This window comes from Mesorhizobium sp. M2A.F.Ca.ET.043.02.1.1 (assembly GCF_003952405.1).
Classification (GTDB): Bacteria; Pseudomonadota; Alphaproteobacteria; order Rhizobiales; family Rhizobiaceae; genus Mesorhizobium.
This window is the reverse complement of record NZ_CP034445.1, coordinates 6,399,764-6,412,724: the sequence shown is the minus strand read 5'-3', so window position 1 is coordinate 6,412,724 and position 12,961 is coordinate 6,399,764. Positions and strand designations below refer to the sequence as shown.

Genomic DNA, 12,961 nt, shown 5'->3' with positions numbered 1-12,961 from the left:
CATGAGCACGCTTCCGGTCATCGAGGCTCCGGACTGGTACGAAACCATCCGCATGGGCGACGACATCACGCTCATCCATGAGCCATGGATCAAGCCGTTCTTCCGCTGCAACATCTGGCATGTGCGCGGGCGCGACCGCGACCTGTTGTTCGACACCGGCCTTGGCCATTTCAGCCTGAGAAGCCACGTGCCGCTTGTCAGCGAGCGCAAGCTCACCTGCGTGGCCAGCCACACGCATTTCGACCATATCGGCTGCCACCACGAGTTCCCGGACCGCTGCGTGCATTCGGCCGAGGCGGCAATCCTCGCCGATCCGCGCAACGAATGGACGGTCGCCGATCGCTACGCCAATGAGGAGATGTTCGACGGCGCACCGGAAGGCTGGGATACGGCGCGCTATCGCATCCTGCCCGCGCCGGCCGGCCGGTTGCTTGAACACGGCGACATCGTCGATCTCGGCGACCGCGCCTTCGAGGTCATACACACGCCGGGTCACTCACCGGGCGGCATCGCGCTCTACGAGAAGAAGACCGGCATCCTCTTGTCCGGCGACATCGTCTATGACGGGCCGCTGATTGACGACGTCTACCACTCAGTCATTGATGATTATGTCGGGACGCTGCTGGCCATACGCGACCTGGACGTGTCGGTCGTGCATGGCGGCCATTTCCCAAGCTTCGGCAAGGTGCGCTACCGCCAGCTCATCGACGAATATGTCGCGGGCAAACGCAAGGCGGGCTGCCACCTGCAGGGCGGTTGAGCGAGCGGAAAAGCGAAGCCTACAGCGCCCGTTGCGGACAAGGGGTCCCGGTGGCATCGCCGCAACGGGAAGCTGTCGGCTGCGGCCGCTGGCTCGTCTCTTCCGAATGACGCACGAGTTCGGCGAACATAAGCGCGAAACTTCCCATCATCAGGAAGACTATGATCAGACGCGTTACCGGCAATAGACAGGTCTCTCGACTGGCCAGCCCCCGCCAACCCATCCACTGTCGGCTAACATGATCGATCCGCCTTTACGAGTGTTTAAGCCTCCTCTTAACCATTGCGGCCATCACATTCATCTCGCGCCTGTCACGAAGCGCGACTGGTGACCCGCCAGCCGGCACGCCGCCCTTCACAGATATGGGCGGCGCATGCTACGCCGTCGCCGGCGCGGCCCCGCAGACGGTCGCCCTCCGGGAGCCATGAGCAAAGCCGCCAGCCGTTTCGCCTTCGTCTCTTCCGACACCGACGACGCCCTCGCCGCGAGGGAAAGCCTGTCGGCGCGCTATGGGCAGGTGCCTGTCGCTGAGGCGGAGATCATCATCGCGCTCGGCGGCGACGGTTTTCTACTGCAGACGCTGCGCGAGACGATGAGCACGGGCAAGAAGGTCTACGGCATGAACCGGGGCACCATCGGCTTCCTGATGAATGAATATCGCGCCGGCGGTCTCGAGGAGCGCATCGCCAACGCCGTTGCCGAGACGATCCGGCCGTTGGAAATGGTCGCCGTGACGCATGACGGCGAATCCATTTCGGCGCCGGCCATCAACGAGGTGGCGCTGTGGCGCCAGTCCTACCAAACCGCGAAGATCCGCATCACTGTCGACGGCCAGGTGCGGTTGGAGGAGTTGAACTGCGACGGCGTCATGATCGCCACCCCCGCCGGCTCGACGGCCTACAATCTGTCGGCGCACGGGCCGATTTTGCCGCTCGATGCGCCGCTCCTGGCATTGACGCCGGTCAGCCCTTTCCGGCCGCGCCGCTGGCGCGGGGCGCTGCTGTCCAACAAGGCGACCGTGCGCTTCGACATTCTCGAAGCCGAAAAGCGTCCTGTGAATGCCGCCGCGGACCACACCGAGGTTAAGGCCGTGGCTTCCGTCACCGTGCGGGAATCGCCGACCGCGACGGCAACTTTGCTGTTCGATCCGAACCATTCCTGGAACGAACGCATCCTTGCCGAGCAGTTCCGCTACTGAGCCGGCGCAACGATACCTGTTCGATTAAGCATCGCGATTAAGGTTACGTCTTCACAATCACCGGGATTTCCGGCTGTTTGTGTTGACAAATCGCGGACTTGCGCCTAACTGCAACCGCGATCTTGCAGGCGCGCGGCGCCTGCCGCAACACGCGTTGCGATTTCCCGAACCAGCCAAAGACAACAAACACTTGTCCTCAGACACCCAGACCGTTCAAGAAGCGTTGACATTTTCAGACCTTGGCCTTTCGCCCAAGGTCCTCTCCGCAGTCTCAGATGCCGGCTACACCAAGCCGACTCCGATCCAGGCCGGCGCCATCCCGCATGCGCTGCTCGGCAAGGATGTGTTGGGCATTGCCCAGACCGGCACCGGCAAGACCGCTTCCTTCGTGCTGCCGATGCTGACGCGATTGGAAAAGGGTCGCGCCCGCGCGCGCATGCCACGCACGCTGATCCTCGAACCCACGCGTGAGCTCGCCGCGCAGGTCGAGGAAAACTTCATCAAATACGGCAAGAACCACAAGCTCAACATCGCGCTTCTGATCGGCGGCGTCTCCTTCGACGAGCAGGACAAGAAGCTCGAGCGCGGCGCCGACGTGCTGATCGCGACACCGGGCCGCCTGCTCGACCATCGCGAGCGCGGCAAGCTCCTGCTCAACGGCGTCGAGATCCTCGTCATCGACGAGGCCGACCGCATGCTCGACATGGGCTTCATTCCCGACATCGAGCGCATCTGCGAGATGATCCCGTTCACGCGCCAAACGCTGTTCTTCTCGGCGACGATGCCGCCGGAAATCACCAAGCTCACCGAGAAGTTCCTGCACGCGCCGGTGCGCGTCGAGGTCTCCAAGGCCGCCTCCACCGCGACCAGCATCACGCAGCGGCTGGTGAAGTCCGGCAACAAGCCTTGGGAGAAGCGCGAGACGCTGCGCAATCTGATCAAGGCCGAAGACGCCGACCTGAAGAACGCCATCATCTTCTGCAACCGCAAGGTCGAAGTGTCGGAGCTGTTCCGGTCGCTTTTGAAGCATGATTTCGATGCCGGCGCGCTGCATGGCGACATGGACCAGCGCGCCCGCATGCAGATGCTCAACAATTTCCGCGACGGCAAGCTGCGCTATCTCGTTGCCTCGGACGTCGCCGCGCGCGGCCTCGACATTCCCGATGTCAGCCATGTCTTCAACTACGACGTGCCGATCCATGCCGAGGACTATGTCCACAGGATCGGCCGCACCGGCCGCGCCGGGCGCGCCGGCAAGTCCTTCACCATCGCCACCCGCTCCGACACCAAATATGTCGACGCGATCGAGAGGCTGATCGGCACCAAGATCGAATGGCATGACGGTGACCTGTCGACCGTGACCGAAAGCGAAGGCGAGGAGCAGCCGCGCCGCGGCCGCGGTGCCCCGCGTCGCGCCGGCCGCAAGGACGACGACCGCAAGGATCGCGGCGATCGCAAGAAGGACCGCCACGCCAAGCGCGACGAGGCTCCCGAAGCCGTGCGCGAAGAGCAGCCGGTCGCCGAAGTTGCCGATATCGCCGAACGCCGCGCCCGCAAGGACGCGATCCGTTCCGAGAACGAGCGCAAGGGTTCGGGCAACCGTCACGAGCACCGCGGCGACGCCCGCCCACAGCGCGACCGCCCCGGCCGCCATCGCGAGGAAGACGACGCGACCGTCGGTTTCGGCGACGACGTGCCGGCCTTCATGCGGATTGTCGCGAAAGTCTGAAGCTCCACCTGTAGAAGCAGACATGAAAACGGCCCGGTTTGGGCCGTTTCCTTTTTTGCGCTGGCTGGCACGCCCTGCCCTACATCGGTCCAGGCATCATCTTGGTCGGTTTTTCCAGCATCGGGAACTCGGCCTTGGTGCATTTCACGTTCGGGTTCGTCGGGGTGAACATGCCGTTCGGGTTGTCCCTGAACAGCCAGGCATGCAGGTCGTAGTGGACGAACTCCCGCGGGATGAGCGGGTAGTGCCCTTCCATCGGTCCCATGAACTTCTGGCCGAACAGTGTCGGAACCTCCTTCACGTCCGGCGTCAATGGGACCAGCCATTCCACGGCGACCAACTTCAAACCCTTCTTCGTCGGCTCGTAGATCAGGACGTTGGGCTTCATCGGGTCGAGCGGCTTGCCGATGCTCGGGACATTGACGAAATGGACGCCCATGGCGCCCTTAGGATAGTACATCGCGCCGTCAATCTTCTCGCCGCCATAGTAGACGCAGCCTTCGGTCGACAGATAGAGGTCGCGGATGGCGGCGGTGTAATCTTCATATTTGGCCAGCGATTTCTTCAGGGCTTCGATATCGGCCTTGCTGGCATCCTCTGCCCGGGCTGTGGCGGCTCCGAGCCATGCGCCCAAAAGGCCAGTCAAAACGAGGACGCCGCAGCGCCCGAGGCGAGCTGTTCTTGTCATGCATTCCTCCCAGATTCCCTTGATCTGGCCGTGCAAGACCGGGGCGGCAGATGTGATTGCGCGGCCGGTTAACCGCCCCATCCCCTCTGGAACAGCGGAATGGTAGTCCTTTCCCTGGATTTGAAAAGTATCAATTAGAACAAGCTAATGTCCTACGACCTTTGACCCATCCTTGGACATCCCAACAAAAAACGGCCCCTTACGGGACCGTTTTGCTTCGATGGCGCTGCGCAGTTGGGCGCGGCTCTTTCAGGTGAGCGGCGACAGCTGGATTTCGACGCGCCGGTTCTGCTCGCGGCCGGCGGCCGTGGCATTGGACGCGATCGGGCGCGTCTTGCCGAAGCCGGTGACGGCGAAGCGGCGCTGATCGACGCCCTGGCCGGCGAGATAATTGGCGACGGCGAGCGCGCGGCGCTGCGACAGGTCGAAATTATGTTCGTCGCCGCCGGTCGAATCGGTGTGGCCGAACACGTCCACCGTGGTCTGGCGGAACTTCTTCAGCACCAGCGCGACCGAATTCAGCACCGGATAGAAGCCCGGCTTCACCGCGTCCTGGTCGACGTTGAAGGTGATGTCGGACGGCATGTTGAGGATGATCTGGTCGCCGCTGCGGGTGACGCTGACGCCGGTGCCCTGCAACTGACGGCGAAGCTCGGCCTCGTTCTGGTCCATGGTCGCGCCGATCGCGCCGCCGGCGAGCGCCCCGATGCCGGCGCCGATCAACGCATTGCGGCGGTCATTGCCGCCCGCAAGCAGACCAAGGCTGGCGCCTGCCAGCGCGCCAAGGCCGGCGCCGGCCGCCGTGTTGGAAATCTTCTGGTCGCCGGTATACGGATCGGTGGTGGTGCAGGCGCTCACCAGCACAGCCGTCGCCACGACGACGAGCACGGTTTTCTTCATGAGATTGGTCCCTCTCCAATTCGCGGCCCTTGCAGCCGAGCCAAATCAGCCCTTCCGCAGCCTTGTAGCATGAAATGCGGCGAAAAACGGAACGGGAATGCGGCCGCAAAACCCGCTAGCCGTTCCCGCTTCGCCTCTACCACAGATTCTTGCCGTCGATGACCACCACCTCGACCTTGTCCAGGTCGAAATCGTCGAACAGGCGCGAATTGACGCTGATCTTCGGGTTGTCGAAATCCGGCTTCCCGGTCGACCAGTCAGGCGTCTCGGTGAAGGTGCCGCAACCGCAAATGGCGCAGAAACCATGCTTCACGGTCTTCGAGCCCCAGCGATAGAAGGAGACGTTCTCAGGCGGGCTCGTGAGCTTGAATTGCGACGGGACATAGTAGGCCCACAGCGACCCGCGCTTCGAGCAGAACGAGCATGTGCATTGCGTCACCGTCTGCGGCGCCTCGGCAACCTCGAAGGTTGTCGCCTTGCAGTGGCAGCTGCCTTTGATGGTCATGAACTCACCTCTCCATTGTCCGCCGCCCGCATTGCACGCAATTCCGAACGGAAAACCGCTTCGCACTTTTCCTGGAATTGCTTCGTGGCAAGGCAACATAAAGAAGCCGTCCTGACAACCGTCTGGCAGCAGCTTCAGCAGAGATGCTGGCGTGCTCGAAGGCTAGTAAGAGGGCGGCGGGACGAACAGGCAGATGGTCTTGCCGGCGTCGAGCCCAGCCTGATGCGCGCACCAGTGATATTCGCCGTCGGGCGAATTCTTGATCCGCTTGTCGCTGTAGGCCACCACCTCGCCCGTGCCTTTTATGACATAGCCTTCGGGCCGCTCGCTGATCGATGACTGCGGCACTTCCTTGCAATCGAAGTTGGCGCAGCAGGCAAAGGGATATTTCCAGCCTTGTGGCACGGCCCCCGTAGGCTGGGCGTCGTGCGCGATGGCCGGCGGCGTCAGCACCGAGACAGCTCCAACAGCGAAGAGGGAGAACAACAGTCGGCCAGCCGGTCGAGCGGCTTGGGCCGATCTTGATGTGGCAGCAGACATCGAAACGTTCCTTTCGAGCATCAAGCGTTTCAGCTTGCCCGTTCCCGGAACGTGTCTTCCCAGTGGCCGGATCGTCGGTCGCAGTTTATGCCGCGTCCGGCCATAAATGCTTCTATCCCACAGCTCGGATGCTGAGCTGATTCCACAGCCAGCGCAAGAAGTGGGCGCGCCATGGCGACGCGCCGGTTTCAAGCTTCGGCGACGGAAAGGATGCGCAGACCTGGGTGGCAACTCCAGACAACGGCCTGCGCCCAGGGTGCCTAAGAACGAAGTTCCTCCAAAGGAAGTTCCGACCTTCAGCCGTCGGCGTGTTCACGATATTGCGGCAGATCGTCTGTAATCGTGAACCACGGCGCCTTTGAACCGACGAAGATATGTGGGCTCGGGCGAATGCCTGGATCGTCCATCAGCGTCCCCATGGCGACATGGACATAGGCGCCTTCGCGGACCAATGAATAGACGAGCGAGCCGCAGCGGCCGCAATGCGCGTCATGGCCGCTCTCGTCGCCGAAAATCAGCAGCCTGTCGTCGCCCGCGGTGAGACGGAACTTGCCGCGCTCGATGCCGGCGAAGGGCTTGAACGCCGCCCCCGTCGTGCGCCGGCAGTTGGAGCAGTGACAGTTCGCGGCATAGACGAATTCGTCCGCCACTTCATAGTGGACGGTGCCGCAGAAGCATTTTCCGGTAAGTTTGCGCGTCACCGGCTTTTCTTCCTTTGCGCAACGGCAGCATATGCCCAGATTCAGGTTAGGCTGAGCCGAGAATAGCGGTTTTCAAGAATCGGAGCGGAGCGTACTTAAGGTACGTGAGCACCGGAAGCGCAGGAAATCGCCGTTCGCAGGCCGGCCTCACCTGAATATGGGCATATCCTAATCCAGGTCCGCCACCGCTTCGCCTGCACCACCCTCGATGCGATGCGAGAGCGAAGCTTCCATGAACTCGTCGAGGTCGCCGTCGAGCACGCTCGACGGCGAGGTGCTTTCGACGCCGGTGCGCAGATCCTTCACGAGCTGATAGGGCTGCAGCACGTAAGAGCGGATCTGGTGGCCCCAGCCGATGTCGCTCTTCGACGCCTCCGTGGCGTTGGCGACCGCCTCGCGCTTCTTCAGCTCTTCCTCGTAGAGGCGCGAGCGCAGCATTTCCCAGGCCTTGGCGCGGTTCTTGTGCTGCGAGCGCTCGGCCTGGCAGGCGACCGCTATGCCGGTCGCGAGATGGGTGATGCGGACCGCCGAGTCGGTGGTGTTGACGTGCTGGCCGCCCGAGCCCGAGGAACGATAGGTGTCGATGCGCACGTCGGATTCGGAAACATTGATCTCGATCGAGTCGTCGATGACCGGATAAACCCAGACGCTGGCGAAGGAGGTGTGGCGCCGCGCATTGCTGTCGTACGGCGAGATGCGCACCAGGCGGTGGACGCCGGATTCCGTTTTCAGCCAGCCATAGGCGTTGTGGCCCTTGATCAGCACGGTGGCGGACTTGATGCCCGCCTCCTCGCCGTCATGGACTTCCAGCACCTCGACCTTGAAGCGGCGGCGCTCGGCCCAGCGCGTGTACATGCGCAGAAGCATCGAGGCCCAGTCCTGGCTTTCGGTGCCGCCCGCGCCGGCATGGATTTCGAGATAGGTGTCGTTGGCGTCGGCTTCGCCGGAGAGCAGCGTCTCGACCTGCCGAGCCTTCGCCTCGCCCTGCATCGAGCGCAGCGCAGCCTCCGCTTCCGCGATGATGCCGTCGTCGCCCTCTTCCTCGCCGAGCTTGATCAGGCCGATATTGTCTTCCAGCGCCTGGGTCAGCCCCTTGACGGCGGCGATACCGTCCTCGAGCTCCTGGCGCTCCCGCATCAGCTTCTGCGCTTCGATCGGATCATTCCAGAGGCTGGAATCCTCGGCGCGCGAATTCAGGTACTCAAGCCGCTTTACAGCCTGATCCCAGTCAAAGATGCCTCCTCAGCAGGGTTATCGCCTGCCTGATTTCGTCGACAATGTTGAGCGTTTCCGCGCGCATGGCTCTTCGTTCGGTCCTGTCTTTTCGGTCTTTTCGGAATAGGCGCGATACATAGGCACGGCATCGCCGCCTGTAAAGCGAAATGGGCCGACGGTTTCGCGCCGGCCCATTCCGGATTGCAGGAGATCAGTAGAGCCCGCCGCCGCCGTCCTGGATGGCCTGGTTGGCCTGCGGCGACAGCGCGCCGCCCGAGCCGTTGGAGCCATCCGCGCCCATGCCGATCACCCAGTAGCTGTCGGCCGGACCGGTGCCGGGCTTGAACGCCTCGACGATGGTGTTGGGATCGCCTTCGGCGGCGCGCATGCCGGTCTTGCGGTTGATGGCAATGAGCTTCATGCCGTCCGGAACCTGGAAGTCGGTGTTCGGCTTGCCGTCCAGCGCCACACGCATGAAATCCTTGAAGATCGGCGCGGCGAGACCGCCGCCCGTGGCGCCCTTGCCGAGGCCGCGCGGCGTGTCGTAGCCCATGTAGAGACCGACGACGAGGTTCGGCGTGAAGCCGATGAACCAGGCGTCCTTCTCGTCATTGGTGGTGCCGGTCTTGCCGGCGATGTGGCGGCCGAGCTCGCCGATGGTGGCGCCGGTGCCGCGCTGGACCACGCCTTCCATCATCGAGGTGATCTGGTAGGCCGTCATCGGGTCGAGCACCTGCTCGGAATTGTCGACCAGCTCCGGCTCGGGTTGGTTCTTCCATTCGGCGGCGTTGCAGCCTTCGCAGCCGCGCTCATCCTGCTTGAACACCGTCTTGCCGTAGCGGTCCTGGATGCGGTCGATCAGCGAGGGTTTGATCGATTTGCCGCCGTTGGCCATGATCGAATAGGCCGAGACCATGCGCATGACGGTCGTCTCGCCGGAGCCCAGCGCCATCGGCAGATAGGGCGCCAGATGATCGTAGACACCGAAGCGCTCGGCATATTCCACGACCAGCTTCATGCCCATGTCGTTGGCGAGCCGCACCGTCATCAGGTTGCGCGACTTCTCGATGCCGGAGCGCAACGTGGCCGGGCCAGCGACCGTGCCGTCATAGTTCTTCGGGGTCCAGGTGGTGTTGCCGCTCTGGATGGTGATCGGGCCGTCCATGATCACCGAGGCCGGCGTATAGCCATTGTCGAGCGCGGCCGAATAGACAATCGGCTTGAACGAGGAGCCGGGCTGGCGCATCGCCTGGGTCGCGCGGTTGAACTCGGACTGCGCGTAGGAGAATCCGCCGACCATGGCGAGCACGCGGCCGGTATGCGGATCCATGGCGACGAGACCGCCCTCAACCTCGGGCACCTGGCGCAGCATATAGGTGTTGTCGGAACCTTCGTTCTTCTGCACGAAGACGACGTCGCCGGGCTCCAGCACTTCCGCCGGAGACTTCGCCCTGACGGACTTGCCGTTGACGAAATGGCGCATGGCAAAGCCCATGTCGTCCTTGCTGACGGTGCCCTGGACGCGGTCCTTGACCAGTTCGCCGGAGACCTGGCGCGTCGGCTGGATGCCGATGGTCAGGCCGTCCGCCGAACTATCGAGCACAACGGCAAGCTTCCATTCCGGCACGTCCTCTAGGCCCTTCGCGTTACCGAGCGGCACGCCCCAGTCGCCGGAAATGTCGATATGCGTGACCGGACCGCGGTAACCGCGCAGCATGTCGTATTTGAGCAGGCCGTTCTGCAGCGACTTGCGGGCGATAAGCTGGATGTTCGGATCGAGCGTGGTGCGCACCGACAGGCCGCCCTCATAGAGCGCGTTCTCGCCGTAGCGGGCGATGATCTGGCGGCGGACTTCCTCGGTGAAATACTCGCCGGCAAACAGATAGGAGCCATTGCGGCGCGGCGTCACGCCAAGCGGCTCGGCCTTGGCCTTGGCGCCCTCCTCGCGGGTGACGTAGCCATTCTCGACCATCTGGTCGATGACCCAGTTGCGGCGCTCGATCGCGCGGTCAGCATGCTTGAAGGGGTGATAATTGTTCGGGCCCTTGGGCAGCGAGGCGAGATAGGCGGCTTCCGCGACCGTCAGCTCGTTGACCGACTTGTCGAAATAGGTGAGCGCGGCACCCGCGACGCCATAAGCGCCGAAGCCGAAGAAGATTTCGTTGAGGTAGAGTTCGAGGATGCGGTCCTTGGAATAGGCCTGCTCGATGCGGAAGGCCAGGATCATCTCCTTGATCTTGCGCTCGTAGGTCTGGTCCGAGGTGAGCAGGAAGTTCTTCGCCACCTGCTGGGTGATGGTCGAAGCGCCGACCTGGCGCCGGCCCGAGCCGAGATTCTGCAGGTTGACGATGATGGCGCGGCCGAGGCCGGTTACGTCAATGCCGGGGTGGTTGTAGAAGTTCTTGTCCTCGGCCGACATGAAAGCGGCCTTGACGCGGTCCGGGATGGCCTGGATCGGCAGATAGAGGCGCCGCTCGCGCGCATATTCCGCCATCAGCGAGCCGTCGGAGGCATGAATGCGCGTCGTCACCGGCGGTTCGTATTTGGCCAGAACCTCGTAGTCGGGCAGGTCCTTCGCGACATGGCTGATATAGATGGCAAGGCCGGCCGCCACCAGCAACGCCAGCGTCGTGCCGATGCCAAAGAAATAGCCGATGAGACGAATCATGCCCGCTCCAGTCCGAGGTTCGGGAATTTCCTAAACGAAGCCGGCAGTCGCGCAAGCTTCCCGGGGCGGTCCCAATCCGCAATCAAAAGACCCATGTCGCGACCATGTGGACAAAATACGGCAGCGCGAGATTTGAGGACTCGGTCGCCGAATAATAACGCCGGGTGTTGTCGTCATGCAACGCCGCTTATGGTTGCAGACCCCAAGCGGTTGTGGGGGCGTGGGCGGATCAACCGCCCGTCGCCGTTCCGGCCTTGGCAGCGGCAAACAGGGCGACCGCGTTGGTTATGCTTTGCGCGGCCTTGGCGCGCCAGTCGGCGCTGAGCAATTGCGCCTCGTCCTTGCTGTTGGAGAGGTAGCCAAGCTCGACCAGAACGGACGGCACGTCCGGAGCCTTGAGCACCTTGAAGCCGGCCGAGCGTTGCGGATTGTTGATGAGGCCGACGCTGGTCGACAATTGGCCGACCAGCGTGTGGGCGAAGCTCATCGAGAAGCCATGCGTTTCCCGGCGGATCAGGTCGATGAGGATGTCGGTGACTTCCTTGTTGTCGTCCTCGATCTTCATTCCCGCAAACTGGTCGGACAGGTTCTCGCGATCGGCGAGCGCCTGGGCTTCCGGGTCGGAGGCCTTGTCCGAAAGTGTGTAGACCGTGGCGCCGCGAAGACCTTTGACCGCGATCGTATCGGCATGGATCGAGATCAGGAGATCGGCCTCGTGCTGGCGCGCGATGCGCACGCGCTCGTCAAGCGCCAGGTAGACGTCGTCATCGCGGGTCATGAAGACATCGTATTTGCCGACCGCGGCCAGCTTGTCGCGCAATTCCTTAGCAAAAGCGAGTGTGACGTCCTTCTCGACCGTGCCGGCTGAGCTTTCGGCGCCGCCATCGACGCCGCCATGGCCAGGATCGATCACCACGGTGAAGCGATGACCGGGCGCCGAGACCGGCCCGGTGCCGACCCTCTCGCCTTTCTCGGTGGAGACCGTCGAACCGGTGGTCAGCGACTGGTTGGCCAGCGCCTCGTCGAACTCCCGTTCGGAGGCGGCCGATATGTCGATGGCGATGCGATAGCCGATGCCGTCGTCATTCTTGAGCACGTCGAGCTTGTCGACGGCGAAAGGACCCTTGCCGGTGAGGATCAGTCGCGAGCCATGCCCCTGATCGCCATAACGGACGGCCCGCACAAGGCCACGCGGCTTCACATCCTTGGTCTCAAGGGCGAATCGCGTGCGCGGGAGGTCGACGACCAGGCGATTGGGGCCGCGCAACAAGAACCATTTGACGCCCGGCTCGCTGTCGAAATTCACGACGATGCGCATCTTGGTGGCGTCGCCGGCCATCTTGTAGCCGGTCGCGCCAAGCAGGCCGTCGGCGCGCGCGGCGGCCGCGAAACAAAGCAGCAGCGCCAGCAGCAAAGCGGCCCAGGCCACGCGCGTGGCATGCGCCGCGGCCCCGCCCCTCTTGTCCGCGCTGCCCGCCAATCCCATCTCTTGTCCGTCGCTCCCGGTTTGACGCATTGCGCCCGGTCTTCTCGCCGAGGCCCGTCAGGCCGCCAATTCGATTAACGATTGGTATTCAGAGAAGGTTAACCAAGCCTTTCATGAGGTGGGACAAATGGCATCTTCCCCAACGGAAGCGCTTTTTGCCGGCATCCGAAATCGGGGTTGCCTTCCATCCCGCCAAATCATAAAAGCGACATTGGATCACTGCAATCCTGGAACCGCTCGCCTCAGCAGTTTCCTGCCAAAGGTCGGATGCAAAGGCGGCTCCTTTATCCTTCCAGGCTCATGTGGTCGCGACGATTTTCGCAGGCGTGCTCCCGTGGCGGGGGAATCGCTTGCGTGAGGAAAACGGCCGGGTTCGCCCCGCGCCGGCTCTTCGTGAGCAAACAAGCTGGTCCGGCTCAGCCCGGGCTTTGGTTCAAAAGGTTCTGCTGGGTGCCGATGGCTTCAAGCGCAATCATGGAAAGGTCCGCATCAAACCGCGCCATACTGGCTGCGGGCGGCACCGCCATCGCGCTCAAGCGGCGGCTAGCGGACATTCAATTATCCGGCATGC

General features: G+C 63.0%; 12 protein-coding genes. 3 read left to right on the top strand and 9 right to left on the bottom strand.

Annotation, left to right across the window (positions count from 1 at the left end):
* Position 1 precedes the first annotated feature (1 nt).
* From EJ068_RS30945 to EJ068_RS30930, 3 genes are all read left to right on the top strand, one after another.
* Positions 2–760 carry an MBL fold metallo-hydrolase gene (locus EJ068_RS30945; protein ID WP_127250807.1) on the top strand — a complete coding sequence of 253 codons (759 nt, stop codon included), beginning with the start codon at positions 2–4 and terminating at the stop codon, positions 758–760.
* Positions 761–1,184: 424 nt separating this feature from the next.
* Positions 1,185–1,958 carry an NAD kinase gene (locus EJ068_RS30935; protein ID WP_128314834.1) on the top strand — a complete coding sequence of 258 codons (774 nt, stop codon included), beginning with the start codon at positions 1,185–1,187 and terminating at the stop codon, positions 1,956–1,958.
* A 190-nt stretch (positions 1,959–2,148) separates the two neighbouring features.
* Positions 2,149–3,687 carry a DEAD/DEAH box helicase gene (locus EJ068_RS30930; RefSeq protein ID WP_189341986.1) on the top strand — a complete coding sequence of 513 codons (1,539 nt, stop codon included), beginning with the start codon at positions 2,149–2,151 and terminating at the stop codon, positions 3,685–3,687.
* 79 nt (positions 3,688–3,766) lie between these two features.
* Here EJ068_RS30930 and EJ068_RS30925 read toward each other — a convergent pair whose 3' ends face one another.
* The 9 genes from EJ068_RS30925 to EJ068_RS32895 all read right to left on the bottom strand — a co-directional run bounded on the left by EJ068_RS30925 (position 3,767) and on the right by EJ068_RS32895 (position 12,944).
* A complete protein-coding gene (locus tag EJ068_RS30925; RefSeq protein WP_127250810.1) occupies positions 3,767–4,375 on the bottom strand; it encodes a hypothetical protein in 609 nt (202 codons plus the stop codon).
* Between the two features lie 249 nt (positions 4,376–4,624).
* A complete protein-coding gene (locus EJ068_RS30920) occupies positions 4,625–5,275 on the bottom strand; it encodes an OmpA family protein (RefSeq protein WP_126082833.1) in 651 nt (216 codons plus the stop codon).
* 136 nt (positions 5,276–5,411) lie between these two features.
* Positions 5,412–5,780, bottom strand: a complete 369-nt coding sequence (locus EJ068_RS30915) for a GFA family protein (protein WP_071036034.1) — start codon at positions 5,778–5,780, stop codon at positions 5,412–5,414.
* Positions 5,781–5,942: 162 nt separating this feature from the next.
* On the bottom strand, positions 5,943–6,320 hold the full coding sequence (locus EJ068_RS30910) for a hypothetical protein (RefSeq protein ID WP_127250829.1): 378 nt from the start codon (positions 6,318–6,320) through the stop codon (positions 5,943–5,945).
* Positions 6,321–6,616: 296 nt separating this feature from the next.
* Positions 6,617–7,021 (bottom strand): GFA family protein, encoded by a 405-nt coding sequence (locus EJ068_RS30905; protein WP_127250811.1) that lies wholly within the window; start codon positions 7,019–7,021, stop codon positions 6,617–6,619.
* 168 nt (positions 7,022–7,189) lie between these two features.
* A protein-coding gene (gene prfB, locus EJ068_RS30900) for a peptide chain release factor 2 (protein WP_129554971.1) occupies positions 7,190–8,321 on the bottom strand; the annotation gives its coding sequence in 2 pieces (ribosomal slippage) (positions 7,190–8,254 and positions 8,256–8,321; 1,131 coding nt in all).
* 126 nt (positions 8,322–8,447) lie between these two features.
* Positions 8,448–10,904, bottom strand: a complete 2,457-nt coding sequence (locus EJ068_RS30895; protein WP_127250812.1) for a penicillin-binding protein 1A — start codon at positions 10,902–10,904, stop codon at positions 8,448–8,450.
* Between the two features lie 229 nt (positions 10,905–11,133).
* Positions 11,134–12,390 carry an N-acetylmuramoyl-L-alanine amidase gene (locus EJ068_RS30890; protein WP_129554970.1) on the bottom strand — a complete coding sequence of 419 codons (1,257 nt, stop codon included), beginning with the start codon at positions 12,388–12,390 and terminating at the stop codon, positions 11,134–11,136.
* Positions 12,391–12,806: 416 nt separating this feature from the next.
* Positions 12,807–12,944, bottom strand: coding sequence for a hypothetical protein (locus EJ068_RS32895; RefSeq protein WP_189342244.1), 138 nt, complete (start codon positions 12,942–12,944; stop codon positions 12,807–12,809).
* Positions 12,945–12,961 lie beyond the last annotated feature (17 nt).

Coding starts and splice junctions, on each gene's coding strand:
- EJ068_RS30915 (WP_071036034.1), bottom strand. CDS start 5,780: ATGACCATCAAAGGCAGCTGCCACTGCAAGGCGACAACCTTCGAGGTT.
- EJ068_RS30910 (WP_127250829.1), bottom strand. CDS start 6,320: ATGTCTGCTGCCACATCAAGATCGGCCCAAGCCGCTCGACCGGCTGGC.
- EJ068_RS30945 (WP_127250807.1), top strand. CDS start 2: ATGAGCACGCTTCCGGTCATCGAGGCTCCGGACTGGTACGAAACCATC.
- EJ068_RS30890 (WP_129554970.1), bottom strand. CDS start 12,390: ATGGGATTGGCGGGCAGCGCGGACAAGAGGGGCGGGGCCGCGGCGCAT.
- EJ068_RS30935 (WP_128314834.1), top strand. CDS start 1,185: ATGAGCAAAGCCGCCAGCCGTTTCGCCTTCGTCTCTTCCGACACCGAC.
- EJ068_RS30925 (WP_127250810.1), bottom strand. CDS start 4,375: ATGACAAGAACAGCTCGCCTCGGGCGCTGCGGCGTCCTCGTTTTGACT.
- EJ068_RS32895 (WP_189342244.1), bottom strand. CDS start 12,944: ATGTCCGCTAGCCGCCGCTTGAGCGCGATGGCGGTGCCGCCCGCAGCC.
- EJ068_RS30920 (WP_126082833.1), bottom strand. CDS start 5,275: ATGAAGAAAACCGTGCTCGTCGTCGTGGCGACGGCTGTGCTGGTGAGC.
- EJ068_RS30895 (WP_127250812.1), bottom strand. CDS start 10,904: ATGATTCGTCTCATCGGCTATTTCTTTGGCATCGGCACGACGCTGGCG.